This window comes from Promicromonospora sp. NPDC059942 (genome assembly GCF_042731755.1).
Taxonomy (GTDB): Bacteria; Actinomycetota; Actinomycetes; order Actinomycetales; family Cellulomonadaceae; genus Promicromonospora.
The window spans coordinates 533985-558962 of sequence record NZ_JBHWLR010000002.1 but is presented as its reverse complement, the minus strand read 5'-3'; the positions used below and the strand labels follow the sequence as shown (position 1 = coordinate 558962).

The following is a 24978-nucleotide window of genomic DNA, read 5'->3' as shown; positions in this document are numbered from 1 at the left end:
GGACCCGCCCGCGGCGCCGGACGCGGCCGGAGGCGCGCCGAACGGCATGCCCGGACCGCCGGGCGACGGCGCCATGCTGCGCAGCACGGACATCCACCGCATGACCTCGGCCACGCGGTGCCGCCCCAGCTCGATGACGAGCTCCAGGCGCCGTTCGAGCGGCAGCCCGGAGTCGATGCCGGTGAGCTCGGCGAGGGTCTGCTCGGGCTTGCCTGCCCGCGCCAGACCCTCGACGGCGACGGCGCCGACCAGCGCCGTCTTGTCGCCGAACGCCCGGAACAGCGTGCCCTCCGCGACCCCGGCGGCCTGGGCCAGCTCGCGGGAGGTCACGTCGTGCCCCCGCTCGGCGACCAGCGGGAGCACCGCGTCGACGATGGCCGTCTTGCGGTCCTCGGGAGACATGCGGGGTGCCCGCGTCCGTGCGTTGTCCATGCCGCCGACAGTAATTGAGTGAGCGCTCACTCCGCAACTCGGTTACGCCCACGGCAGACCCATGGGCTGACATGCCGGAAGCCCCCCGGTGCGAGCACCGGAGGGCTTCCGTGAACTGCTGGCGACGGTTCGGCTCGGCCGAGCCGTCAGCCGGGTGCGGCCGTCAGCCGGCCGGCGGTGCCGGGGGCACCGGCGGGGGCGTCGTCGACCCGCCCGGGCGCTGGCCGCGCTCGGACTCGGTGTCGAACGGCTCGCCCGACCGGGTGCCGGCGCTCGTCGCGTCGGCCGTGGCGGCCTCGGCCTGCCGCTGCGCCTCGGCGAGAGCCTCGGCGGGGTCCGGCAGCAGGGGCTCGTCCAGCACGGAGTCGATGGGCAGGCGCGGACCCGAGGGGCCCTCGCCCGGCGGGGGCGGCGGGACCGCGGGGCCGGCGCCGCCACCGAAGCCGGAGGCGATGTTGCCCAGCGCGGCGGTGAACTCCGTGGGGATGACCCAGGTGGTGTTGGACGTGCCGTTCGCGATCTGCGGCAGCGTCTGCAGGTACTGGTACGCCAGCAGCTTCGGGTCCGCGTCGCCGCGGTGGATGGCCTCGAAGACCTGGAGGATGGCGCGCGACTCACCCTCGGCCCGCAGGATCTGCGCCTGGGCGTCACCCTCGGCCTTCAGGATCTCGGACTGCTTCTGGCCCTCGGCCGTGAGGATGGCCGACTGCTTGACACCCTCCGCGGTGAGGATCGCGGCGCGGCGGTCACGCTCGGCGCGCATCTGCTGCTCCATGGAGCCCTGCACCGAGGGCGGCGGGTCGATCGACTTGAGCTCGACCCGGTTGACGCGGATGCCCCATCGACCGGTCGCCTCGTCGAGCACACCACGCAGCTGGCCGTTGATCTGGTCACGGCTGGTCAGCGTCTGCTCGAGGTCCATCGAGCCGATCACGTTACGCAGCGTGGTCACCGTGAGCTGCTCGATGGCGGTGATGTAGTTCGCGATCTCGTAGACCGCGGACTTGGCGTCCGTCACCTGGAAGTAGATGACGGTGTCGATCTCGACCACCAGGTTGTCGCTGGTGATCACGGGCTGGGGCGGGAACGAGACGACCTGCTCACGCAGGTCCACGCCGGCGCGAACCCGGTCCACGAACGGCACCAGCACGTGCAGGCCCGGGTCGAGCGTCTTGGAGTACCGACCCAGGCGCTCGACCACGAGCGCCACCGACTGAGGAACGATCCGCACGGCGCGGATCACCGCGACGATACCGACGATCACCACCAGGGCGATGATCAGATAGAGCAGGACTTGCCCGAATGACTCCACGACGTCTCCTTACGCGGGCGCCTTGGCCCGCGGGCGGCTTTCAAGCTCCTGATGAGCACAGGAACTTCTGACTTGGACTGTCTGGGGGAACACAAAAAGGCGCCCAGGCGCCAGGCGGTTACGCCGGCTCGACGACGGCGGTGGCGCCGTCGATCTGGACCACACGAACGCTAGTGCCGGCGGGCAGCAGCGGCGACCCGGGCACGGAGCGTGCGCTCCACACCTCTCCGCTGAGCTTGACCAGCCCCGACGCGGCGCTGACCTCCTGGACCACCGACGCCGTACGGCCGACGTTCGCCTCGGCGTTGGTGGGCGACTTGGGCGTGCTGTTGCGCAGGTGCCGGATCAGCGTCGGGCGCAGCGTCACGAGCAGCACCACCGACGCCACAACGAACACGATGGCCTGCACCCACAGCGGCGCACCCGCGCCGTTCGCGACGGCCGCGGCCAGCGCACCGCCGGCGAACATGATGAAGACGAAGTCCAACGACAAGAGCTCGATCAGGGCGAAGACCAGCGCCGCCCCTACCCACCACAACCACGCCATGGGTTGCTCCCTCCGAGCGTCCACTCCGGTTGGCGACCGGGCGCCGCCGGAACCTCTCCGACGGCGGGCCCTCGCGGTGAAATTACCGCCACCTCGGACCTTTGCCCGGACTTTACCAAGGACCACTGACACAGCGGTAGTGAAATCGCCGTTTCAAACACTTTTCCTGAGGGCCCTGAACATTCCAGGTCCCGGGCGTCGGGAAATGCGGTCAGCGGGCGGCGCGAGCCAGCCAGCGACCCCCGCCGTGGGCCACCATCAGCGGCAGTCCGAAGGCCGCCGAGAGGTTGTCCGCGGTGAGGACCTCCTCGATGGGGCCGGCTGCCTGGATCCCGGCCTTCTTCATGAGCAGCAGGTGCGTGAAGCCCGGCGGGATCTCCTCGACGTGGTGCGTCACGTGCACCAGCACGGGCGACGCCGGGTCGCTCGCCAGCCCGGCGAGCGTGGCCACCAGCTCCTCGCGGCCGCCCAGGTCGAGGCCCGCGCCGGGCTCGTCGAGCAGCAGCAGCTCGGGGTCGGTCATCAGGGCGCGGGCGATCTGCACGCGCTTGCGCTCGCCCTCCGAGAGGGTGCCGTAGGTGCGCTCGGCGAGGTGGTCGACGTCGAACGCCGAGAGCAGGTCCTTGGCCCGCTGCTCGTCGAGCTCGTCGTAGCTCTCGCGCCAGCGCCCCGTCACGCCGTAGGCGGCGGTCAGCACCACGTCGCGCACCGTCTCCGCCGTCGGCAGCCGCTCGGCGAGCGCCGCGCTGGAGATGCCGATGCGCGGGCGCAGCTCGAACACGTCGACGCGGCCGAGGGTCGCGTCCAGGATCTTCGCCGTGCCCGACGTCGGGTGCAGACGCGCGGCGACGATCTGGAGCAGGGTTGTCTTGCCGGCGCCGTTGGGCCCGAGAACGATCCACCGCTCTCCCTCGTTCACCTGCCAGTCCACGGAATCGAGGATGGTCGAGGTGCCGCGACGGACGGTGACGCCCGCAAGATGGAGAACCGAGCTCATGGGCACCGACCCTACCTGGTCGACAGTCATTTACAGTGCTGCGGTGGACACCGAACAGGACCTCCCCCGGAGCGTGCTGCTCGCCCTGTGGCTGCAGGGCATTGGCGACACCTCGGACGCCGTGAAGTCCGTGGTGGGCGACGACGAGCCGCACACCGTGGAGGGGCTAGCAGGCTTTGCCGACGGAACAGACCTCGACACCCTCTTCACCGCGTGGACGGAGGGGCCGCGCGAGGTCTGCGCGCTGCTGCCCGCGCCGGGTGACGCCGCGGGCGTCCCGGCGGCCGCGAACCACGAGGCCACGGAGGCCGGCGAGTGCGTGGTGATCACGACGCCGGCCGGGAGCTGGGCCGCCGTGCCGCGGGTGCAGGCGTTCGGCAGCCACATCGAGCCGGGGCACCTGGTGACGTGGCGCGTGCTGCCGGTCCCCGCGTGGAGCACGCTGGTGCACGGCACGATCGGCTCGGTGGCCGACGCCGAGCGCGAGCTGCGCACGAGCCTGATGACGGCCACGGACGCCCTCGACCAGCTCGACGTCGCCCGCTGGCGCGACGACGCGGCCGACGCGATCGAGCGCATCCGCTCGGCCAGCACGTCGTCGTGGCCGGTGCCGCACCTGGACGGCCGGCGCGCCCGCGTGCTGGACCTCGCCAGCCGGCTGCGCGCGATCGTCGCGCTGGGCACGGTGGACGACGGCGGGGCCGTGAACGTCTTCCAGGTCGACCAGCGCTCCACGGCGCTGCGCGAGGTGGACCGCACGGCACGCCACGCGATGAGCGCGGCGACCTACGGCCAGATCGCCTGACGGGCTGCGCCTGAGGCGTCCGGCGCGCTACGCGCCCGCGAGCACCCGCTCGTAGACGTCCATGGTGCGGTCCGCGATGGCGGCCCAGGTGAAGTGCTCCTCGGCCCGACGGCGGCCGGCGGCTCCCATCGCCGTCGCGCCGTCGGCGTCGGTCGCCACGCGGGTCAGGGCCGCCGCGAGGTCGGCCACGAAGCCGTCGGGGTCGAGCGGGGTGCCGGTGCCGTCGTCGGACTGCTCGATCGGCACCAGCAGCCCGGTGACGCCGTCGTCGACCACCTCGGGGATGCCGCCCGTGGCCGTGCCCACCACGGGCAGGCCCACGGCCATGGCCTCCAGGTTCACGATGCCGAGCGGCTCGTAGACGCTCGGGCAGACGAAGACGGTGCACGCGCCCAGGACGGCGATCAGGTCGGGCCGCGGGAGCATCTCCTCGATCCAGACGACGCCGGTGCGGGTCTCGCGCAGGCGCTCGACCAGACCCCGGACCTCGGCCATGATCTCCGGAGTGTCGGGCGCCCCCGCGCACAGCACGAGCTGCACCTCCGGCGGCAGCTCGGCGGCCGCGCGCAGCAGATACGGCAGACCCTTCTGCCGGGTGATCCGGCCGACGAACACGACGGCGGGCCGGCCGGGGTCGATGCCGTGGCGGCGGACGGTCGCGGCGGCGTCCGCCTGCGCGACGTCGTCGTCGGCGTCGGGCCGCCGCCAGCCCGACAGGTCGATGCCGTTGTGCACCACGTGCACGCGCTCGGGGTCGAGCTCCGGGTAGACGCGCAGGATGTCGGCCCGCATGCCCGCGGAGACCGCGATGACGCCCGCGGCGCCCAGGTACGCGGTGCGCTCGGCCCACGAGGAGAGCGCGTAGCCGCCGCCGAGCTGCTCGGCCTTCCAGGGCCGCAGGGGCTCCAGGGAGTGCGCCGTGACGACGTGCGGCACGCCGTGCAGGAGGCCGCCGAGGTGCCCCGCCATGTTGGCGTACCAGGTGTGCGAGTGCAGCAGGTCGGCGCCCGCGACGTCGTCGGCCATCACGAGGTCCGTGCCCAGGGTGGCCAGGGCGGCGTTGGCGTCCGCGAGCGCCGTCGGCGTCGTGTAGCCGGTGACGCCGGACGCCTCGGTCGCGGCGTCGCGCGGGCCGTCGAAGCAGCGCACGCGCACGTCGGCGTGCTGGGCGAGGACGGCGGCCAGCTCGGCGACGTGCACGCCCGCCCCGCCGTAGACGTGGGGCGGGAACTCGCGGGTCAGCAGGTCCACGCGGAGCGCGCCGCCGGGCCGGGGGGCGGCGTCCGGCGCGGCGTCGGGACGGGGGGCGGAGCCGGGGGCGGCGGGAACGTCGGGCACAGTGCCAACCTAGCGTGCGCGACGTCTCAGCGTGCCACCTGACGTAACCGGCCGAAAGGCCCTAATCTCACCGTATGGCCTCCGCCCCCCGCGTCCTTGCGATCGTCCTCGCCGGCGGCGAGGGAAAGCGGCTGATGCCGCTGACCGCCGCCCGCGCCAAGCCCGCTGTGCCCTTCGGCGGTATCTACCGCCTGGTCGACTTCGCCCTGTCCAACATCGTCAACTCGCGGTACCTGCACGTCGTGGTGCTGACGCAGTACAAGTCGCACTCGCTGGACCGCCACATCTCCAAGACGTGGCGCATGTCGCCGCTGCTGGGCAACTTCGTGGCGCCGGTCCCCGCGCAGCAGCGCGTGGGCAAGCACTGGTACCTCGGCAGTGCCGACGCGATCTACCAGTGCCTCAACATCATCGACGACGAGCGTCCGGACATCGTGGTCGTGGTGGGCGCCGACCACGTCTACCGCATGGACTTCTCGCAGATGGTGGACGCGCACATCGAGTCGGGGGCGCGCGCGACGGTCGCGGCGATCCGGCAGCCGATCGACATGGCCGACCAGTTCGGCGTCATCGACGTGGACCCGGGCGACCCCACGAAGATCCGCGAGTTCCTGGAGAAGCCGACCGACCCCACGGGCCTGCCGGACTCCCCCACCGAGGTGCTGGCCTCGATGGGCAACTACGTGTTCGACGCCGACGCGCTGGTCGAGGCCGTCACGCGCGACGCCGCCGACCCGGACTCGCGGCACGACATGGGCGGCGACATCATCCCGGCGTTCGTGGCCCAGGGTGAGGCGGGGGTCTACGACTTCATCCGCAACGACGTGCCCGGCTCCACCGACCGGGACCGCGACTACTGGCGCGACGTCGGCACCATCGACTCGTTCTACGACGCCCACACGGACCTGATCGCGGTGCACCCGGTCTTCAACCTCTACAACATGGAGTGGCCGCTGTACACGGGCTACACGGGGCTCCCGCCGGCCAAGTTCGTGCACGCGGGCCCGGGGCGGATGGGGCACGCGGCGGAGTCGATCGTGTCGCCGGGCGTGCTCATCTCGGGCGCGCAGGCGGCCGGGTCCGTCCTGTCCCCCGGCGTGCACCTGCACTCGTGGTCGAACGTGTCCAACTCGGTGCTGATGGACGACGTCCAGGTGCACCGCTACGCGCACGTGCACCGGGCGATCGTCGACAAGAACGTGATCATCAACGAGCGGGCCCGCGTGGGCGTCGACCACGACGAGGACCGGGCGCGCGGCTTCACGGTGACGGAGTCGGGCCTGGTGGTGGTCCCGAAGGGCACGGTCGTGGACTGACGCCGGCGCGGGTCGCCTCGCCGGCCAGGCCCGTGGCGTTGAACGTAGGGGTAGTCGCACTCTGAGCGCTCAGAGTGCGACTACCCCTACGTTCGGCGCTCACGCATCGCAAGGGGTGGACGCCGCGGCGCAGCGGCACCCCGCTCCGGCACACTGGGGAGCGTGAAGCGACTCATCGTGTCCGACGCCGACTCCACGTTCTTTCGCCAGGAGGTCATCGAGCTCATCGCCGAGCACGCGGGCACCCGCGACGAGGTGGCGGCCGTGACCGAGCGTGCGATGCGGGGCGAGCTCGACTTCGCCGGGTCGCTGCGGGAGCGCGTCGCGACGCTGGCCGGCGTGCCCGTCGAGGCGCTGGAGAAGGTGCGCGCGGCCGTGGAGCTGATGCCGGGCGCCCGGGAGCTGGTGGCCGAGTGCCACGCACGCGGCTGGACGTTCGGACTGGTCTCGGGCGGGTTCGAGGAGGTCGCCGGGCCGATCGCGCGGGAGCTCGGGATCGAGCTCGTGCGGGCCAACCGGCTCGAGGTCGCCGACGGCGTGCTGACCGGCCGCACCGTGGGCCCCGTCGTCGACCGGGCCGCCAAGGCGGCGACGCTCCGTGAGTGGGCCGCGCAGGTCGGCGTGCCGATGGAGCAGACGGTCGCCGTGGGCGACGGCGCGAACGACCTCGACATGATCGCCGCCGCCGGGGTGGGTGTGGCGTTCAACGCCAAGCAGATCGTCCGCGACCAGGCCTCGCACGTGATCGAGGACCGCCTCGACAACCTGCTGACCCTCCTCTGACCGACCACAGCCCCCGTTGAGTGCGGGACATCTGCGCTCTTCCGGGTGCCAGAAGCGCAGATACCCAGCACTCAACGAGGGCTTGCGGGTGCGGCCGGATCAGAGCCGTCAGGCCGGGCGCGTGACCTCCGTCAGGCGGGCCGTCTTGCGGTCCCACTCGGCCCAGGCCAGGTCGGCCTCCAGCACCGAGTACGTCGCCGTCGGCACGCCGACGCGCACCTGAGCGAGGGCGCCGTCCTCCGAGCCCGGACCCGCCAGGAGCTCGGCCGTGCCCGCCATGGCGGGCTCGTGACCGATCACCAGGACGGTCCGCGCCGCGGGGTCCAGCTCACGCACCAGCGCGAGGACGCCACGCGGCATCGCACCGAGCAGGTCGTCGGTGAAGGCCACCGCCGGCTCGCCCAGGTGCTTGCGCACGAGGTCCCAGGTCTGCCGCGTGCGCAGCGCCCCGGAGACGAGGACGGCGTCGGGCACGAGGCCGGACGCGACCAGCGCCGCACCGACCTTCCCTGCCTGGTCCCGGCCACGCAGGGCGAGCGGCCGGGACTCGTCGGGAAGTTCCGACGCCGGCTCCGCCTTCGCGTGCCGGAGCAACACCAGACGCCGTGACGGCGTCGTGGTGGGCTCCGTGCCCGACGCTCTGCCCATCAGTGCCTCCTGCCCATCTATTGGCCCATGGCGTGCACGCCGCCGTCGACGTGCACGATCTCGCCTGTCGTTGCCGGGAACCAGTCGGACAGCAGGGCGGCCACGGCGCGCGCGGCCGGCTCTGCGGTGGTCTGGTCCCAGCCGAGCGGGGCTCGCGTCGGCCAGGCGTCCTCCATCGTCGCGAAGCCCGGGATGGACTTGGCGGCGGTGGTCCGGATGGGCCCAGCCGAGACGAGGTTGCAGCGGATTCCTTCAGGGCCGAGGTCGCGCGCCAGGTAGCGGTTCGCGGACTCCAGACCGGCCTTGGCCACGCCCATCCAGTCGTAGACGGGCCAGGCGAACTGCGCGTCGAACGTCAGGCCGACGACGGCGCCGCCGTCGGTCATCAGCGGCTTGGCGGCCACCGCGAGCGACTTGTACGAGAACGTGGAGACGTGCACCGCGGTGGCGACGTCCTCCCAGGTGCCCGAGAGGAAGTTGCCGCCCATGACGGACTGCGGCGCGAACCCGATCGAGTGCACCACGCCGTCGAGCCGCTCGAAGCCCTCCGCGCGCACGGCGTCCGCGAGCGCGTCGAGGTTCTCCTGGCTGGTGACGTCCAGCTCCACGACCGGCGCCTCGACGGGGAGACGCTTGGAGAAGGCCTGGGTCAGCTTCATCTGCCGTCCGAAGGACGAGAGCACGACCTCCGCGCCCTCCTCCTGGGCGAGCCGGGCGGCGTGGAATGCGATCGACGAGTCCGTCAGCACGCCCGTGACGAGCAGCTTCTTACCTTCGAGGAGACCCATGTTGTCCTTCCGATCAGGCGCAGGCGTGCCGGAGCAACCCCTGTGCTGGGTGCGAGCGTAATGCGGATTGCTGCGCGGAACGAAACTCCGCGCCGTTCTCGATGCCGAGAATGTTGGATATGTACGGGCGAAACCGCAGGCAGCGGCGTCAGACTACGGGTCAGTGCCCCATGCCGAGGCCACCGTCGACGGGGATGACGGCACCCGTGACGTAGCCGGCGGCGTCGGACGCGACGAAGGAGACCACGGAGGCCACCTCGTCCGGCGTGGCGAACCGGCCGGCCGGGATCGACTTCAGGTAACCGTTGCGCACGTCCTCGGACAGCGCGGCCGTCATGTCGGTCTCGACGTACCCGGGCGCGACGACGTTCGCGGTGATGCCGCGCGTCCCGAGCTCCCGGGTGATCGAGCGGGCCATGCCGACCAGGGCGGCCTTCGACGACGAGTAGTTGACCTGGCCGGGGCCGCCGGACAGGCCGACGATCGAGCCGAGCAGCACGATGCGGCCCTTGCGGGCCCGGATCATGCCCTTGGACGCGCGGCGCACGCAGCGGAACGTGCCCTTGAGGTTCACGTCGATGACGGTCTCGAACTCCTCGTCGCTCATGCGCATCAGGAGCTGGTCCTTGGTCACGCCGGCGTTGGCCACGAGCACCTCGACGGGGCCCAGGTCGGCCTCGATGGCGGTGAACGCCGCGTCGACGGCCGCGGTGTCGGTGACGTCGGCCACGTAGGGCTCCACGCCCTTGGGCAGCTCACCACCGCGGTAGATCGTGGCGACGCGGTCGCCGTCGGCGACGAACCGCTCCGCGATGGCGCGGCCGATGCCGCGTGCGGCACCCGTCACGACGACGACACGGCCGGTCGGACCTGCGGCAATGCTCTGAGTGGCGGGCGTGGTGGTCACCTGAGGCTCCTCGATGCTGGGCTTTTCGCAAAGGGCCGCGCGAGGCTGGGGGCCGCGGCCGGTACCTGGGTCGATCCGGGTCCGCTGCGACGCTACCCCGCGCGTCGTACGCGCGCCGCGCGCGCCGGGCCACAGGGATGGACCGGACCTTGTCGGTTTTCTACAACAACCCCGAGCGTATCGGGCACGCACCGGGTCGTGTGAGGTACGTCGGCATCGTGTCCGACGTCGTCGGACGCACGTAGACTGACAGGATGAGCGAGCCGGTTCCTTCCATCACCTCGGCCCCCGAGCCGCTGGCGGTGGACCAGGCGCGCCGCACGCGCAGCTACCTCATCCAGATGTCCATCCGCGTGGTCTGCATCATCGGCGCCGTCGTGGTCGACGGCTGGGTCCGCTGGGCCCTGGTGGCCGCAGCGGTGGTGCTGCCGTACTCCGCGGTGCTGGTCGCCAACGCCGGGCGCGACCACACGACGCACGACACCTCCCCCGTCACGCCGCAGGCCGCCCCGATGCTCGAGGAGCTGCCCGAGGACGCGCCCCCGGCCGCGCACCAGGACCACGCGGCGGACGACGGTCCCGACGACCAGGGCGCCGACGACGGGACCGGACGGCTGAGCTACGGCTCGGGCCGCGTGATCAACCACGTGGACGACTGATGGACGTGCTGGGACTGGCGGGCGCGACGCCCGACGCCGTTCCCGACGGCGAGCTGATCTGCAGCGCCAAGGGCTGCCGCAACGAGGCCGTCTGGGGCCTGCTCTGGAACAACCCGAAGCTGCACACGCCCCAGCGGCGCAAGGTGTGGCTCGCGTGCGACGAGCACCGCGAGCACCTCGAGCAGTTCCTGGGGGCGCGGTCCTTCTGGAAGCAGACCGTTCCGGTGACTGAACTGGACCGGGCCTCGTGAGCGACGCGTCGGTGCCCGCCCTCGGGCCGGACGACGCCCGGGGGCCCCGCACGACCCGCCAGTGGGTGATCCTCGCGGTGGGCGCCGTGGTCCTCGCCGCGCTGTGCCTGATCGCGGGCCGCTGGCAGTGGAACAGGTACGAGTCCCGCGAGATCGAGATCGACCGCATCGAGAACAACTGGTCCGCGCCCGCGGTCTCCGTCGACGAGATCCTGGCGGGGCCGGGGGCCGTGCTGCCGGAGTCCGACGTCTGGCGCCCGGTCGAGCTGGAGGGCAGCTACGTGACCGACGCGACGGTGCTGCTGCGCAACCGGCCCGTCGCCGGCCAGAACGGGTACCACGTCCTGGTCCCGTTCGAGGCCCGCCTGCCGGACGGCCAGGACATCGTGCTGGTCGTCGACCGCGGCACCGTACCGCTCGGGTCGGACGGCTCGGAGCCCGAGGCGGTCCCCGCGCCGCCGTCGGGCGACGTGACCGTGGTGGTCTCGATGCGGGCCGACGAGCCCGCCTCGACGCGCGGCGCCCCCGGTGGTCAGGTGCAGGCCATCTCGACGGCGCAGGTGCTCGCGGCGGGGGCCGACGGCGCGGACTGGGCCAAGGGGCGGACCGTCGGCGCGTACGGCGCCCTCCGCTCGGAGACGCCGGCACCCGACATCCAGCTCGCCACCCTGCCCAAGCCCGACACCGACCCCGGGTCGCACCTGTCCTACGCGTTCCAGTGGTGCATCTTCGCGATCGGCGCGATCGCCGGCTACGTGCTGCTGTGGCGCCGCGAGCGCGGGGCGCTGCGCGGCGAGAACGTGTCGGCGGGCGACCTGCTGCTCGCCTCCGGCGAGGAGTCCGACGGCGAGGGCGTGCGGGCGCGCAGACCGGCCCGCGAGCGCCGTCCGACCGCAGAGGACGAGGAGGACGCGCTGATCGAGGCCCAGCTGCGCTGAGCGCGCAGCAGGCCCGGACAGCGGGTCCGGGGAACGACTTACGCAGCCGAGGGGGTAACGCTGAGCTAGCAGTGCTCGCTCAGCGTTACCCCCTCGGCTGCGTCATCAGTTTCCCGGAGAGCCGCTCGGCAGGCTCTGGCTCAGACTCCAACTCACGCGAGGGAGACGAGCTCCTGGTAGCTGTCGTTCCAGAGGTCCTCGTCGCCGTCGGGCAGCAGCAGCACGCGCTCCGGCTCCAGGGCCTCGACGGCGCCGTCGTCGTGCGTCACCATCACGACCGCGCCCTCGTACGTCTTGAGCGCCCCGAGGATCTCGGCCCGGGAGGCGGGGTCGAGGTTGTTCGTGGGCTCGTCGAGCAGCAGCACGTTCGCGCCGGAGACGACAATGGTCGCGAGCGCGAGCCGCGTCTTCTCGCCGCCGGACAGCACGTGGGCGGGCTTCTCGGCGTCGTCCCCGCTGAACAGGAACGAGCCGAGCACGGAGCGGACCTGCGTGTCCGTCAGGTCGGGCGCGGCATGCCGCAGGTTCTCGACGACGGTCGCGTGCATGTCGAGCGTGTCGTGCTCCTGGGCGTAGTAGCCGAGCTTGAGGCCGTGCCCGGGCTCGACCTCGCCGGTGTCCGGGGCCTCGACGCCCGCGAGGATGCGCAGCAGCGTCGTCTTGCCGGCGCCGTTGAAGCCGAGGATCACGACGCGCGACCCGCGGTCGATCGCCAGGTCGACCCCGGCGAACACCTCCTGCGACCCGTACGCCTTGGACAGCCCGCTCGCGGTGAGCGGCGTGCGCCCGCAGGGCGCCGGCGTCGGGAACCGGAGCTTGGCCACGCGGTCGGCGGCGCGCTCGTTCTCCAGGCCGCCGAGCATCTTCTCGGCCCGCTTGATCATGTTCTGCGCGGCGGTCGCCTTGGTCGCCTTGGCGCGCATCTTCTCGGCCTGGGCGAGCAGCGTGCCCGCCTTCTTCTCGGCGTTGGCCCGCTCGCGCCGACGACGCCGCTCGTCCGTCTCGCGCTGCTCCAGGTACGTGTCCCAGCCCATGTTGTACTGGTCGAGCTCACCCCGGTTGGCGTCCAGGTGGAACACCTTGTTCACCGTGGCGCGCAGCAGGTCGACGTCGTGGCTGATCACGATGAACCCACCGTTGTACGCCTTGAGGTAGTCGCGCAGCCAGATGATCGAGTCGGCGTCGAGGTGGTTGGTGGGCTCGTCCAGCAGCAGCGTCTCGACGCCGCTGAACAGGATCCGCGCCAGCTCGATCCGGCGGCGCTGACCACCGGAGAGGGTGCTCAGGGGCTGGCCCAGCACGCGCTCGTCCAGGCCGAGGTTCGCCGTGATGATCTGCGCCTCGGACTCCGCGGCGTACCCGCCGGCCGCGAGGAACCGTGCCTCCAGCTTGGGGTACCGCTCCAGCGCGGCCGCCTGGGTGGCCGGGTCGGCCGACGCCATCTCGCCCTCGGCCTCGCGCATCTGCGTGATGACCCGGTCGAGGTTGCGGGCCGAGAGCACGCGGTTCATCGCGAGGACCTCGAGGTCGCCCGTGCGCGGGTCCTGCGGCAGGTAGCCGATGTCGGTACCGCGCACGATCTGCCCGCCCGTGGGCTGGGTCTCGCCCGCGAGGGTCTTGGTCAGCGTGGTCTTGCCGGCACCGTTGCGACCGACCAGGCCGATCCGGTCGCCCGAGGCGACCCGGAAGGTGGCCTCGCTCAGCAGCACGCGCGCGCCGACGCGCAGCTCGACGCCATGGGCAGTGATCACGCAGGTGGTCCTCACGGTCAGGGGGATGGTGGCAGGGTGGATCGGCCCACGGCGGCGGGGGCCGGTCCAGTCTAGGGGGTGCGGGTGCGGCAACGGGCAGGTCGCGACGAATGTCACCATGGAGCCCATGCCCAGTTCACGTGGTGAGGTCACCGCCTGGCAGCCCGGCGACGTGCGCGACGCGGCCGGCGGCCTGTTCGCCCTGGCCCTCGCCACGTTCGTCGCCGTCACCACCGAGCTGGTCCCGGTGGGGCTGCTCCCCCTGATCAGCGACGACCTCGCCGTGTCCGAGTCCGTGGCGGGCCTCCTGGTCACCGCGTACGCGTTCATGGTCGCGGCGCTCGCCCTGCCGCTGACGTCGGCGACGCGCCGGCTGCCGCGCAAGACCGTGCTGCTCGGCACGATCGCCGTCTACACGGTGAGCAACGTGATCGTCGCGCTCGCCCCCACCTTCGCCGTCGTCGCCGCGGCCCGGGCGCTGGGCGGGGCGGCGCACGCCGTCTTCTTCTCGGTGAGCATCGGGTACGCGTCGCGCCTGGTGCGGCCGCACCTCGCGGGACGGGCCCTGGCGCTCGTCACGCTGGGCGCATCGGCCGGGTTCATCCTCGGCGTCCCGCTGTCGACGTCGCTGGGCACCGCCGTCGGCTGGCGCAACGCGTTCCTCGTCCTGACGGGCGTGTGCGTCGTCGCGGGCGTGCTCACGGCCCTGCTGCTGCCGTCCGTCGCGGGCGGCGGCGCTCCCCCGGACGACGCCGCCCGCGGCGCCCGGCGCACCGCCCTCGCCCAGGTCACCACGGCCAACGCGCTGGCGTACCTCGGCCACTTCACCGTCTACACCTACATCTCCGTGCTGCTCCTGGGCGCCGGGCTCGCCACCGCGGCGCTCGGTCCCGCGCTGCTGCTGATCGGGGCGCTCGGGCTCGTCGGGGCCGCGTTCGCCGCCGCGCGGCTCGACGTCCGGCCCCGGCAGACCACGGTCATCACCCTGTCCGTGGTCGCGGGCGGCGTGCTCGCCCTCGGGATCGTGTTCCCGGCGACGGTCGGCACGCTCGCCGCCGCGGCCGTGTGGAGCATCGGCTTCGGCGCCGTCGCCGCCGTGTTCCAGACGGCGGCGATACGGACGCACGGAGCCTCGCCCGACGTCGTCGGCGCGCTGGTGAACGCGACGGCGAACATCGGCATCGGCGGCGGCGCGGCGCTCGGCGCCCTCGTGCTCGACGGCGCGGGCGTCGCCGCCGTCCCGTACACCGGCGCGGCGCTCGTGGTGGCCGCGCTGGTCGTGGTGCTGGTGGCGCGCAAGGCGTTCCCGGGCAGGTGATCCCTTCACCGCCAGGACGCGCGCGCCCGGCGACGCGGACGTAACGTCCGCCCATGGGCCCTGAGACCTCTGGCGTTCCGGTCACCGTCGCCGGCGCCCTGCCGCACCTGCGCGCGGGCCGCCTGACGGGCGGTGACGACCTCACGGCCAACCGGCCGGCGAAGCACCTGATCGCCCGGCGCCGCGCCTACTTCCGGCAGCACGCCGCGGCCGTGCTGCGCGGCCGGCTGACCGGCCGGCCCGACGAGTACCACCGCGAGCTGCGGCACCGGATCACCGGGGCCCGCGGCGCCGCCGACGAGCTCTGGAAGCTCGTGGCCCGGCGGCCGGTCTGGCGCGTGCTGCAGTCCGTCCAGTCGGACGGCGGCGCCCTGGAGCTCGACCAGCTCGTCATCGGGCCCGGCGGGGTCTTCACCATCCACTCGATCCACCGGCCGGCGCACGAGGTCACCGCGGAGGCCGCGCGCAACGAGGCGCGCCGCACCCAGGAGATCCTGGGCCGGGCCACGCGCGTACCGATCACCGTGCGGCCGGTCATCGTCTTCGTGCGCACCAAGGAGCCCCGCGTCGAGGGCTCGAGCGAGGGTGTCGAGGTGCTGACGGCCCGGGAGCTCGTGCCCTGGCTCGAGAAGCACCGGCCGGTGCTCACCGACCGCGAGCTGGAGGTCGTCCACCTGGCGGCCCGCGACCGGCGGACCTGGGTGCGCTGACCGCCCGGCGACGCACCGCGCGGTCCCGCAGGCCCGGCGGCACTCACAGGCTGACCCGCGGCACCCGCCGGCGCGCCGCCTCCGCCAGACGGTCGCCCAGCTCCGCGAGCGGTACCGAAGCCCTGGCGCCCGACGCCGGATCGGTCACCGCCAGCGCGCCCGCCGCCACCTCGCGGGTGCCCAGCACGCCCAGCAGCGCGTCCCGCCGCTCCCGGGCCCGGCGGATCCGGCTGCCCAGCGAGCCCTCCCGTTCCACCCGGACCCGCAGGCCGCGGGCCTTCAGGTCGGCGGCGAGGTCGTCGACGAGCTGGCCGACACCCGGGGCGCCGTCGGAGGCCCCGTCGGAGGTGCCGTCGGAGGCGCCGTCCGGCAGGGGCAGCAGGCAGACCTGCACCGGCGCGAGCCAGAACGGGAGCCGTCCGCCGTGCCGCTCCAGGAGGAACGCGACCATCCGCTCCATGGCGCCGACGGTGCCGCGGTGGATCATCACGACGCGCTCGCGCTCGCCGGACGCCGCGACGTAGGTCAGGTCGAACCGCTCGGGCTGGTTGAAGTCGAGCTGGACGGTGGCGAGGGTCTCCTCGTGGCCGCGCGCGTCGAGCACCTGGACGTCGATCTTGGGGCCGTAGAACGCCGCCTCACCGGCCTCGGCGTGCCACGGCACGCCGGCGGGCGAGGCGACGTCGTCGAGCACCGCGCGCAGGGCCTCCTCAGCCGCGGCCCACTGCTCGGGCGCGCCGAGCCACCGCTCGGAGGCGTCCCTGCCGGACAGGCGCAGGTACGCCATCTCGATGCCCAGGGTGTCGAGCACCTCCAGGACGGCGGCCAGCGCGGTGCGCACCTCGGCCCCGACCTGGTCGGGACGGCAGAAGACGTGCGCGTCGTCCAGGTTGATCTGCCGCACCCGGCTCAGCCCCGACAGCACCCCGGAGCGCTCGGCCCGGAACATCGACGCGAGCTCCGCGTACCGCACGGGCAGGTCGCGGTACGACCGCGGCTCGGACGCGTAGATCTGCGCGTGGTGCGGGCAGTTGGCGGGGCGCAGGACGAGGGGGTCTGCGTCGGCCGCCGCGCTCGACGGGCCGGGAGCGACGTCCGGGCTGCCGTCAAGGTCCGGGCCGCCGTCGGCCTGCGGGGCCGGGCCGGAACCGTCGGCGTTCCCGCCGAGGTACATCGGCGGGAACATGTCGTCCGCGAACTTGGCCCAGTGGCCCGAGCGCTCGTACAGGGACCGCTTGCCGAGCACCGGGGAGTACACGGGCTCGCACCCGGTGCGCAGCGCGACCTCGCGGGCGTACTGCTCCAGCTCGTACCGGATCGCCGCGCCGGCGGGCAGCCACAGCGGCAGGCCGGGCCCGACCAGCGGGCTGGTGTCGAAGATCCGCATCTCACGGCCGAGGGTGCGGTGGTCGAGGACGGCGGGTGCCTCGGCGGGTCCGGGACGGACGGCCGGTGCTTCAGCCGCTGCCTGGGACCGGGGCTGGGCCTGCTGCTGGTTCGGTGCGGGGACGTTCATGACGGTGCTCCTTCGATGGAGGAGCCGCCCCGGTACCGCCGTCGAGCACGGCAAAGGCCCCGGAGCGAGCTCCGGGGCCTGGGTGCTGAGTGCAGGTCAGCGCGCGCCGGAGGGGTCCGGCGTCGTCGTGCGTGCGCTGAGGTGCATGCCGCCCACCGTAACGTCAGAGGGTGCGGGCGTCCAGGGCGTTGCAGTCCTGGATGGTGCCGCCGCCGTACCCGATCGAGAACCACCGCACGCGCTGCTCGCTGGAGCCGTGCGAGAACGCCTCGGGGTTCACGCCGCCGCCGGAGCGGCGCTGGATGTTGTCGTCGCCCACAGCCGCGGCGGCGGACAGCGCCTGCTCCAGCTGTGCCTGCGAGATGGGCTGGAGGAACGGGACGCCCGTGTCCGGGTCCTTGGTGGTCGCGGCGTTGCCGGCCCACATCCCGGCGAGGCAGTCCGCCATGAGCTCGATGCGCACCGAGTCCGACTCGGGGCCGGTGCCCGACCGGTCGGCCTGCTCGAACAGCCCGAGCTGGTTCTCGATGTGGTGCCCGAACTCGTGCGCCGTCACATACATCTCCGCGAGCGGCCCGCCCTCCGCGCCGAACTGGCTGGAGAGCTGGTCGTAGAACGAGAGGTCCTCGTACACGGTCGTGTCGGCCGGGCAGTAGAACGGCCCCGTGGCCGACGTCGCGGAACCGCAGCCGGTGTCGACCGCGTCCTTGAAGCTGACGACCTCGGGCAGCTCGTACTCGACGCCGCCCTGCTCCGGGAGCGTCTCGGCCCAGTACACGTCCAGCGAGTCGACGGCGGCGCTGAGCCGGCACTCCTGGTCGACGTTCGCCTGCTCGGCGGTGCACGTGCCGATGTACTGCTGCTCACCGCCACCACCGCTGTCGGTGGTGGTCCCGAGGATGTCGGCCGGGCTGTTGCCGGTCAGCACCATGTACAGCAGTGCGATGACGAGCGCCGCACCGCCGCCGACTCCGGCGCCGACGGCGCCCCGGCGTCCGCCGCCCTTGCGGACCCGGCCGCCCTCGAACTGCCCGCCCTCGCTGAAAGTCACCTGACAACGCTACCGCGGGAGCGCCCGGGTCACGCGGAGGGCCGTTTGCCGCGATTCACCCTTTCGACCCCGAATGCGACGTACCGGGGACCACAGATCCATCTCGGGTCCAACAACGCGATCAACATCGGGGGCGAGGGCAACACCGCCTCGACGAACGGCTGGTGAGCAGACGAGGTCACGTGCGCGACGCGTGTTGCGGAGAGTCGACAACGTCCACTCTCCGCAACACACCCTGAGCGGCAACCCGACCTGACCGGCTGGCCGCTCGCCGTGCCCTACCGGCCCGTCCGCGCGCGGTACTCGGCCAGGGGCCAGGACGTCATCGCGCCGATCCGCACCGAGACGATCTCGCCGTCGGCGTCGCGCTCCGTCTGGACCGGCTCGCCCACCGTGCCGAACCCGGCCACGGGCTCCTGCACCAGCCGGCCGTCGGACACGACGAGGCGCTGCGCGACCTCGGCGGGCTCGGCGGCGCGCACGTTGATCGCGTGCAGGATCCCGCCGAGGTCCACGATGTCGGCCACGCCCCACAGGTTGGCGAACCGCCCGACGGGCGCGTCGGCCGGCACGCCGGTCGCCGGGTCGCCGCCCTTGCCGGAGGCACCCGCGAGCACCTCGGCGGCCGCCACCTCGTCCGCCGCCGCGAGCGCCAGGTTGATCAGCTGGATGACGCCGGTGGCGATCTGCCCGGCGGTGCCGTCGACGGAGTTGGTGAGGGAGGAGACGACGATGCCGTCGACCGGGTCGATCCAGGTGCGGGTGATGTGCCCCGGGTAGCCGCCGGAGTGCCCGACGACCTCGCGGTCCCCGACCTTGCCGACCTCGATGCCGACGCCGTAGCGGCCGAGCTCCTTGCCGCGCACCGCGACGCGGGACTCGTCGCGCTGCATGATGCGCTTGCTGGCGTCGCTGATCAGGGTCGTGTCGCCGTGGACGTGCGCGGCGCCGTAGCGGACCATCTCCCGTGCCGTGGAGTACCAGCCGGTCGCCGCGGCCATCGCCCGGGTGTCGACGTGCGGGATGACCTGGCGCGCGTCGCCGTGGGCGATCCGCCCGGTGTGGCCGGCGGCGTACTCGGCGGCGCGGGCGGGGTCCAGCTCGGTACCGGTCCGCGTCAGGCCCAGCGGCTCGACGACGGCGACGCGGGCCACCTCGTCGTACGTCTTGCCGGTGACCTGCTCGATGATGATGCCGAGCAGGCTGTAGCCGATGTTCGTGTACTTGAAGTGCTCGTTCGGCTCGAACACGACGCCCTCGGCGCGTACGCACTCCAGCACCTCGGCGCGGTCGAGGAAGGGCCGGTGGTGCTGCCAGAAGTCGCCGTCGGAGGAGTCGCGGATGATCCCGGCCTGGTGACCGAGCAGCTCCCGCACGGTGACGCCGGCGGCGCGCGAGCCGTCCAGCTCCGGCACGAGGTCGCCCACGCGGTCGTCGAGCCGCAGCTCGCCGCGCTCCACGAGCTGCATCACCATGACGCCGGTGAACGTCTTGGAGTGCGACGCGACACGGAACAGGTGGTCGCTGGTGAGGTCCTCCCCCGTCTCGACGTCAGCCTTGCCCCAGGCGAGGTCGACGAACACCTCGCCGCGGCGTCCGACGGCGAGCTGCAGGCCGGGGATGCCGTGGTACGCGGCCTGGAACGAGGCCCAGTCGGCGAGGTAGGGGGCGATGGAGCGGAGGGTCTGGGCGGTGCGGTCGTCAGTCACGGTTGCATCATGCCCGATCAGCGCTGGCGGGCATGGCGCGGCCGGTCGGGGTTGCGCAGCGTCTTGACCAGCCACCACACGATCAGCAGGACGACCACGACGATGACGACCTTCTGGAACACGCCGACGCTCTCCTCGACGATGTGCCACTGGTCCCCCAGCAGGTAGCCGGCGCCGACCAGCAGGGTGTTCCACACGCCCGAGCCGAGCGTCGTGAACAGCAGGAAGCGCGTCAGCGGCATGCGCTCCACACCGGCCGGGATGGAGATGAGGCTGCGCACGATCGGGATGACGCGGCCGATGAGCACCGCCCAGTCGCCGTGCCGGTTGAACCAGGTCTCCGCCTTGTCGACGTCCTCCAGCTTCACCAGCGGCATCCGGTCCACGATGTTGCGCAGCCGGTCCCGCCCGAGCCACGCGCCGAGCCCGTACAGGAGGACCGCACCGACCACGGACCCCGCCGTGGTCCAGACGAGCACCTGCCACAGCACGAGCGTGCCCTGCGCCGCTGTAAAGCCTGCCAGCGGCAGGATCACCTCGCTCGGAAGGGGCGGGAACAGGTTCTCGAGGGCGATCGCTACGCCTGCGCCCGGTGCGCCGAGGGTCTCCATGAGCCCGACGGCCCAGTCGGCGACGGTCGTGGCGAAGCTTTGTGTCGTCATGCCCCTACGCTATTCGGCCCGGGAGGGTCGGCGGACTGCGGTAGTCCGTCACGGCGTGCGGGTATGCCGCAGGTGACGTGTGGTTTTCCGCAGTCCGTCCGGCCGCCGTCCTCCCTATCCTGACGAGGTGACCCCAGCCCCCGCCGCCCCGCGCAGCTCCCCCGTACGGGTGATGTGGGGTGCTGCCCTCGGCGCCGTCACCTGGCCGATCGACCTGTTCTGCGCGGTGCTGGCGCTGCTGACGGCAGGCGGTCCGGTGCCGCTCGGGCCGGTGCGCGCCGCGGTCGCGTGGCACCGCCGGCGCGCGGTCCGGTTCCTCGACTGGTCCGACGCGGGCGTCCCGCTCACCTCCCGGCGCGCCGCCGCGTACCTCGCGCTGCGCGTCGGCATGAGCTCGCTCAGCCTCCTGGTGCTGGGGCTGCTGGTGTACGGCGTGTTCGGGGTGGTCGTGAGCCTGGCGTCCTGGCTGTTCGACGTGCGCCTCACCGTGGACGCCGCGGTCCAGGGCGACGGTCTGTCGACGTGGGACGTGATCGTGCTGGTGCCCATCGGCGCGATCCTGCTGTACCTGGACCTCATGGGGCTGTTCGGGGTGGGTCTGCTGGACCGGTGGACCGCCGCCCGGTGGTTGTCGCCGAGCCGCAGCGAACGCCTGGAGGCGCAGGTCGAGGAGCTGACGGTCAGCCGCGCGGACCTGCTGTCCGCACTGGACACGGAACGCGGCCGCATCGAGCGGGACCTGCACGACGGCGTGCAGCAGCGGGCCGTCGCCCTCGGGCTGCTGGTCAACCGGGCGCGGCGGCTGGCCGGGCCCGGCTCGGCGGGCTCCCTGCTGCTGGAGCAGGCGGGGCGCGAGGCGGAGCAGCTCGTGACGGACCTGCGCGACGTCGCCTGGCGGGTACGACCCACCACGCTGGACACGCACGGGCTGGAGCCGGTGCTGCGGCAGCTCGTGTCGCGCACCGCGGTGCCGACGGTGCTGGACTGGGCGGTGCCGGTGCGGCTGCCGCCCGGGGTGGAGACGACGGTGTACTACGTGGTGGCGGAAGCGCTGACGAACGTGGCGAAGCATGCGGGGGCCGAGGGTGCCCACGTGGCCGTGCGACTCACCGACGACAAGAACCCGGAAGCCGGCGACGTGCACGTGGTGATCAGCGACGACGGCGCGGGCGGCGCCGCGCCCCGCCCCGGCCACGGGCTCGCGGGTCTGACCGGCCGCGCGGCCGCAGCGGGCGGGGCGCTGACCATCGAGAGCCCGGCCGGCGGCCCCACGCGGATCGAGGTGACGCTGCCGTGCGAGTGATGCTGGCGGAAGACTCCGCTCTGCTGCGTGAAGGTATCCGCAGCCTTCTGACGGACGAGGGCCACGACGTCGTCGCGGCGTACGGCTCCGCCGACGGCCTGCTGCAGCGCCTCGAGGCCGAGCGGCCTGATGTCGTCGTGCTGGACGTCCGCATGCCCCCGACCCACACCGACGAGGGCGTGCGGGCAGCGGTGCAGATCCGCGAGCGCTGGCCGGAGGTGGGCATCCTCGTGCTGTCGCAGTACGTGGAGCGGCAGTTCACGCAGGTGCTGCTGGGCGACGAGGCGCGCGCCGTCGGTTACCTGCTCAAGGACCGGGTGATGGGTGTGGACGACTTCCTGGAGGCCCTCGACCGGGTGCGGGCCGGGGGCCTGGTCCTGGACCCCGAGGTGGTGGGGCAGCTGTTCCGGGACACGTCGCACCCGCTCGGGTTCCTGAGCGAGAGGGAGCGGGAGGTGCTGGCGCTGATGGCCGAGGGGCGCACCAACGCGGGGATCGCCCGGGCGCTGTTCATCTCGACGTCGGCGGTGGAGAAGCACTCGAACGCGATCTTCGACAAGCTGGAGCTGGTGGCGGCGGACGGATACAACCGGCGGGTGCTGGCGATCCTGCGGTGGCTCGAGTCGTAGGTCTCGTCGCCAGGCCTGGGTCCGTCGAGTGCTTCGGTACTCCCGGCCTGTGACGACTGAAGCGGCTGGACGGCCAGGGCGTCACCGGGGCGCAGTAGCCTCACCTCGTGTCCCTGCCCGAGACCGTAGCCCGGCGGCTGATCCAGGTGCGCCTCCTGCTGGACAACGACGACAGCCTGGCGATGAACCATCAGGTCTTGGGACCGGCAACCGTTCTGCCTACCGGTGTTCACCCTGATCACGCCGACGTGCTCGAGGTCGCCAATGGTTTCGTTCTCGGCGTGGTCCAGCTGAACGACGGGCCCCGGCCCGCTGGGTACGATCCGTTCGCCGGGCTCGCCCCGGGACAGAACGCGCCGCCAGGTGTCTGGCACGTATTCGGTGGCATGCACGACGTCGACCTGCTTGTCGTGAACGAGGACGACGGCTCCGTATGGCTCGTCGACGGCGAACCAGGTGGCCACTGGACGGACGGGACGGGCTTCCGGCGGCTCACCGACGATCTCGCGACATTCCTGGGCGACTTCGTGCTCGGCCCCCGGTACCGGGAGCTCACCAAGATCCCCGATGACGGCTGGGCCGACATCACGGACAGGATTGACGAGCTCCAGCCCCTCGTGGAGTACGTCCGCTACGAGGCCCGCGAACCGAACCGCCGCATGTCCTACCCGGGCGTCTTCGCACTGGCCAACGGTCTGGCTCACTCCGGGCGGCTGTCAGAGACGGACCGGGCCTGGTGGCGTACGCACAACGACCTCATGAACGCGGCCTACGTGGACCCGGCATCCGTCGACCCGAGCGTCTATGACCGCAACCGGCACCCCTATGCCCGCGCGTTCTTTCGCGCCGACGCACTTGAGCTGCTCGACATCACGCGTGGCTATCTCGACCTGCTCGACCGTTACGGTGTCGGCTGGCGCTCCGTCCGGACCTTCGATCCCGGCCGCATCCTGTACGCCGACGACTCCCAGGTCATAGCCGAGCCCTGGCACGCCCAGTCGTACTGTTAGGTACCCCAAGCAGTCCGCCCGAGGGACCCAGCGCGGAGAGCAACAACCCCCGCTTCTCGACGGCGGCCACGCCGACGATGGCTGGAGTCGTGACCGCTGGTGGTCCCGCGGTGCCGTGCCATGGTGGAACCCCATCGACGACTGGCGAACGGACGGTGCCGGGATGCACGAGCAGTTCACCGCGACCCTGCAGAAGAGCCCGAACGAGGGCGGCTGGACCTACGTCGTGTGGCCGGGGTCCGTCGAGTTCTTCGGCACCCGCGGCCTGGTCAAGGTCCGGGGCACGATCGACGGCCACCCGTTCCGGAGCTCGTTCATGGCGTTGGGCGACGGCACCCACAAGCTGCCCGTCAAGGCGGACGTCCGCAAGGCGATCGGCAAGAAGGAGGGCGATGACGTGACCGTCGTCCTGCAGGAGCGACTGGACGGCTAGGAGCGCCTCCAGTCACGTCAGGCAGTACGCCGCGCCCGTGGCGGTCGCGAACGAGATGAAGCCGTCGTCGTCGCCGGAGGCGAGCAACATCGTGAGGCTTCGGCCGTCGTCGCGCCGGTAGGCGTAGGTGACGTAGCCGAGCAACTGTCCGCCGTGTCCCCACAGCGTGCCGCCGCAGGGCAGGTCGAACCGCTCCAGGCCCAGCCCGTAGTGGAAGCCCATGCCCATCGGGACGGTGGTGCGCATCTGCACGAGGGACTCCTCGCTGATCAGGTCACCGCCCAGGAGGGCCTCGAAGAAAGCCTGGAGATCACGGGTCGTGGAGACCATCTCTCCCGCGGCCCAGTCGAGCGAGACGTTCTGCTCGGTGACGTCGACTCTCTGCCCGTCCTCGAGCGTGGTGGTCGCATGGATCGCAGGCTCCGGGATGGTGGGGTCAGCGCCCGGGAACGATGTCCCGGTCAGGTTCAGCGGACCGAGGATCCGGTGCTCGATCACGTCGCTGTACGTGCGGCCGGTGACGGCCTCGACGAGCCTCCCCGCCACGATGTAGTTGGTGTTGGAGTAGCGGAAGTCGGTGCCCGGCGCGAAGTACGGCCGGTGCTCGAAGGCGGCGTGCAACAGCTGGTCGGGGAGATGGCCCGCGAAGCGCGCCTCGCCGCGCCACCGGTTGGTGGACCAGCCCTCTCCCTTCATGTAGTCGTACAGGCCGCTGGTGTGGTTCAGGATCTGCCGCACGGTGATCTCGGCGCCGTTCGGCACGACGCCGGGCAGGTAGGTCTCGACGGGCGCATCAAGGTCCACCTTGCCCTCGTCGACGAGCTGCAGGATCGCCGTGGCCACGAAGGTCTTGGTGATGCTGCCGATCCGGAAATGCTCGTCCCCGGACGGCTCGCTCGCGAAGCTGCTCGTCGAGGAGCCGGACGTCCAGGCGCCTGCGGGTCCGGGTTCCGTGACTCTCAGCAGGCTGGCCGAGGTCGAGACTGCGGTGCCGGCGGTCACCGAGGCGAGCACCTGGTTGCGCCCGAGGAGCAGGGCGACGGTGACCGTCCCGATCATGGTGACGGCACCGACGAGGAGGACGGCGATGGCTCGGCGGACATGATGCGGTCCTGACGTCGTGAACATGCTGTTCAACCTAGGAAACCGAGGTCGAGCGGAGACT

Annotated in this window: 26 protein-coding genes; 12 read left to right on the top strand and 14 right to left on the bottom strand. The window is 72.3% G+C overall.

Annotated features, from left to right (window positions below; all coding sequences use genetic code 11):
• The 4 genes from ACFV9Q_RS05050 to ACFV9Q_RS05035 all read right to left on the bottom strand — a co-directional run.
• Positions 1 to 432, bottom strand: a 432-nt coding sequence (locus tag ACFV9Q_RS05050; protein WP_377233442.1) for a TetR/AcrR family transcriptional regulator, incomplete at its 3' end; no start/stop codon positions are given.
• A gap of 163 nt (positions 433 to 595) precedes the next feature.
• The gene (locus ACFV9Q_RS05045; protein ID WP_377233441.1) at positions 596 to 1744 is read right to left on the bottom strand and encodes an SPFH domain-containing protein; all 1149 of its coding nucleotides are present in this window, start codon (positions 1742 to 1744) and stop codon (positions 596 to 598) included.
• Positions 1745 to 1862: 118 nt separating this feature from the next.
• Entirely contained in the window at positions 1863 to 2291 is a 429-nt protein-coding gene (locus ACFV9Q_RS05040) for an NfeD family protein (RefSeq protein WP_377233440.1), read from the bottom strand.
• A 211-nt stretch (positions 2292 to 2502) separates the two neighbouring features.
• Positions 2503 to 3288, bottom strand: coding sequence for an ABC transporter ATP-binding protein (locus ACFV9Q_RS05035; protein WP_377233439.1), 786 nt, complete (start codon positions 3286 to 3288; stop codon positions 2503 to 2505).
• Between the two features lie 43 nt (positions 3289 to 3331).
• Between ACFV9Q_RS05035 and ACFV9Q_RS05030 the strand changes: the two genes are divergently transcribed.
• Positions 3332 to 4093, top strand: coding sequence for a hypothetical protein (locus ACFV9Q_RS05030; RefSeq protein ID WP_377233438.1), 762 nt, complete (start codon positions 3332 to 3334; stop codon positions 4091 to 4093).
• A gap of 27 nt (positions 4094 to 4120) precedes the next feature.
• On the opposite strand, the gene glgA is transcribed toward ACFV9Q_RS05030, so the two are convergent.
• Positions 4121 to 5344 (bottom strand): glycogen synthase, encoded by a 1224-nt coding sequence (gene glgA, locus ACFV9Q_RS05025; protein WP_377233453.1) that lies wholly within the window; start codon positions 5342 to 5344, stop codon positions 4121 to 4123.
• Between the two features lie 161 nt (positions 5345 to 5505).
• Here glgA and glgC point away from each other — a divergent pair, with 161 nt between their 5' ends.
• Both glgC and serB read left to right on the top strand, forming a co-directional pair.
• On the top strand, positions 5506 to 6747 hold the full coding sequence (gene glgC, locus ACFV9Q_RS05020; RefSeq protein ID WP_377233437.1) for a glucose-1-phosphate adenylyltransferase: 1242 nt from the start codon (positions 5506 to 5508) through the stop codon (positions 6745 to 6747).
• A gap of 162 nt (positions 6748 to 6909) precedes the next feature.
• Positions 6910 to 7530 carry a phosphoserine phosphatase SerB gene (gene serB, locus ACFV9Q_RS05015; protein ID WP_377233436.1) on the top strand — a complete coding sequence of 207 codons (621 nt, stop codon included), beginning with the start codon at positions 6910 to 6912 and terminating at the stop codon, positions 7528 to 7530.
• Positions 7531 to 7638: 108 nt separating this feature from the next.
• Here serB and ACFV9Q_RS05010 read toward each other — a convergent pair whose 3' ends face one another.
• From ACFV9Q_RS05010 to fabG, 3 genes are all read right to left on the bottom strand, one after another.
• Positions 7639 to 8178, bottom strand: coding sequence for a SixA phosphatase family protein (locus ACFV9Q_RS05010; protein ID WP_377232292.1), 540 nt, complete (start codon positions 8176 to 8178; stop codon positions 7639 to 7641).
• A 17-nt stretch (positions 8179 to 8195) separates the two neighbouring features.
• Positions 8196 to 8966, bottom strand: a complete 771-nt coding sequence (gene fabI / locus ACFV9Q_RS05005; RefSeq protein ID WP_377232293.1) for an enoyl-ACP reductase FabI — start codon at positions 8964 to 8966, stop codon at positions 8196 to 8198.
• Positions 8967 to 9126: 160 nt separating this feature from the next.
• On the bottom strand, positions 9127 to 9873 hold the full coding sequence (gene fabG / locus ACFV9Q_RS05000) for a 3-oxoacyl-ACP reductase FabG (RefSeq protein ID WP_377233435.1): 747 nt from the start codon (positions 9871 to 9873) through the stop codon (positions 9127 to 9129).
• A gap of 254 nt (positions 9874 to 10127) precedes the next feature.
• Here fabG and ACFV9Q_RS04995 point away from each other — a divergent pair, with 254 nt between their 5' ends.
• The 3 genes from ACFV9Q_RS04995 to ACFV9Q_RS04985 are packed head-to-tail and all read left to right on the top strand — an operon-like array spanning position 10128 to position 11721.
• Positions 10128 to 10532, top strand: coding sequence for a DUF3099 domain-containing protein (locus ACFV9Q_RS04995; protein ID WP_377233434.1), 405 nt, complete (start codon positions 10128 to 10130; stop codon positions 10530 to 10532).
• A complete protein-coding gene (locus tag ACFV9Q_RS04990; RefSeq protein ID WP_377232295.1) occupies positions 10532 to 10783 on the top strand; it encodes a hypothetical protein in 252 nt (83 codons plus the stop codon). Before ACFV9Q_RS04995 ends, ACFV9Q_RS04990 begins: the two co-directional genes overlap by 1 nt.
• On the top strand, positions 10780 to 11721 hold the full coding sequence (locus ACFV9Q_RS04985; protein ID WP_377233433.1) for an SURF1 family protein: 942 nt from the start codon (positions 10780 to 10782) through the stop codon (positions 11719 to 11721). The genes ACFV9Q_RS04990 and ACFV9Q_RS04985 overlap by 4 nt, the downstream gene beginning before the upstream one ends.
• Before the next feature lie 152 nt (positions 11722 to 11873).
• Here ACFV9Q_RS04985 and ACFV9Q_RS04980 read toward each other — a convergent pair whose 3' ends face one another.
• Complete coding sequence (locus ACFV9Q_RS04980) at positions 11874 to 13472, bottom strand: ABC-F family ATP-binding cassette domain-containing protein (RefSeq protein ID WP_377232507.1); 1599 nt, start codon at positions 13470 to 13472, stop codon at positions 11874 to 11876.
• Between the two features lie 127 nt (positions 13473 to 13599).
• On the opposite strand from ACFV9Q_RS04980, the gene ACFV9Q_RS04975 reads away from it, so the two are divergent.
• Both ACFV9Q_RS04975 and ACFV9Q_RS04970 read left to right on the top strand, forming a co-directional pair.
• Positions 13600 to 14790, top strand: a complete 1191-nt coding sequence (locus tag ACFV9Q_RS04975) for an MFS transporter (RefSeq protein ID WP_377233432.1) — start codon at positions 13600 to 13602, stop codon at positions 14788 to 14790.
• Positions 14791 to 14843: 53 nt separating this feature from the next.
• The gene (locus ACFV9Q_RS04970; RefSeq protein ID WP_377233431.1) at positions 14844 to 15500 is read left to right on the top strand and encodes a hypothetical protein; all 657 of its coding nucleotides are present in this window, start codon (positions 14844 to 14846) and stop codon (positions 15498 to 15500) included.
• A gap of 43 nt (positions 15501 to 15543) precedes the next feature.
• Here the strand turns inward: ACFV9Q_RS04970 and ACFV9Q_RS04965 are convergent, their stop codons facing one another.
• The 4 genes from ACFV9Q_RS04965 to ACFV9Q_RS04950 form a co-directional block, all read right to left on the bottom strand.
• Positions 15544 to 17016: an aminoacyl--tRNA ligase-related protein gene (locus tag ACFV9Q_RS04965; protein ID WP_377233430.1), complete on the bottom strand. Its 1473-nt coding sequence runs from the start codon at positions 17014 to 17016 to the stop codon at positions 15544 to 15546.
• A gap of 163 nt (positions 17017 to 17179) precedes the next feature.
• Positions 17180 to 18067, bottom strand: coding sequence for a neutral zinc metallopeptidase (locus ACFV9Q_RS04960; RefSeq protein WP_377233429.1), 888 nt, complete (start codon positions 18065 to 18067; stop codon positions 17180 to 17182).
• Positions 18068 to 18345: 278 nt separating this feature from the next.
• The gene (locus ACFV9Q_RS04955) at positions 18346 to 19776 is read right to left on the bottom strand and encodes a serine hydrolase domain-containing protein (protein WP_377233428.1); all 1431 of its coding nucleotides are present in this window, start codon (positions 19774 to 19776) and stop codon (positions 18346 to 18348) included.
• A gap of 17 nt (positions 19777 to 19793) precedes the next feature.
• Positions 19794 to 20438, bottom strand: a complete 645-nt coding sequence (locus ACFV9Q_RS04950) for a DedA family protein (RefSeq protein WP_377233427.1) — start codon at positions 20436 to 20438, stop codon at positions 19794 to 19796.
• A gap of 127 nt (positions 20439 to 20565) precedes the next feature.
• Between ACFV9Q_RS04950 and ACFV9Q_RS04945 the strand changes: the two genes are divergently transcribed.
• From ACFV9Q_RS04945 to ACFV9Q_RS04930, 4 genes are all read left to right on the top strand, one after another.
• The gene (locus tag ACFV9Q_RS04945) at positions 20566 to 21741 is read left to right on the top strand and encodes a sensor histidine kinase (protein WP_377233426.1); all 1176 of its coding nucleotides are present in this window, start codon (positions 20566 to 20568) and stop codon (positions 21739 to 21741) included.
• Entirely contained in the window at positions 21732 to 22370 is a 639-nt protein-coding gene (locus tag ACFV9Q_RS04940) for a response regulator (RefSeq protein ID WP_377233425.1), read from the top strand. Before ACFV9Q_RS04945 ends, ACFV9Q_RS04940 begins: the two co-directional genes overlap by 10 nt.
• 107 nt (positions 22371 to 22477) lie before the next feature.
• Positions 22478 to 23380, top strand: coding sequence for a hypothetical protein (locus ACFV9Q_RS04935; RefSeq protein WP_377233424.1), 903 nt, complete (start codon positions 22478 to 22480; stop codon positions 23378 to 23380).
• Between the two features lie 163 nt (positions 23381 to 23543).
• Positions 23544 to 23813: a DUF1905 domain-containing protein gene (locus tag ACFV9Q_RS04930; protein ID WP_377230036.1), complete on the top strand. Its 270-nt coding sequence runs from the start codon at positions 23544 to 23546 to the stop codon at positions 23811 to 23813.
• A gap of 12 nt (positions 23814 to 23825) precedes the next feature.
• Here ACFV9Q_RS04930 and ACFV9Q_RS04925 read toward each other — a convergent pair whose 3' ends face one another.
• Positions 23826 to 24941 (bottom strand): serine hydrolase domain-containing protein, encoded by a 1116-nt coding sequence (locus ACFV9Q_RS04925; protein ID WP_377233423.1) that lies wholly within the window; start codon positions 24939 to 24941, stop codon positions 23826 to 23828.
• Between the last annotated feature and the right edge of the window lie 37 nt (positions 24942 to 24978).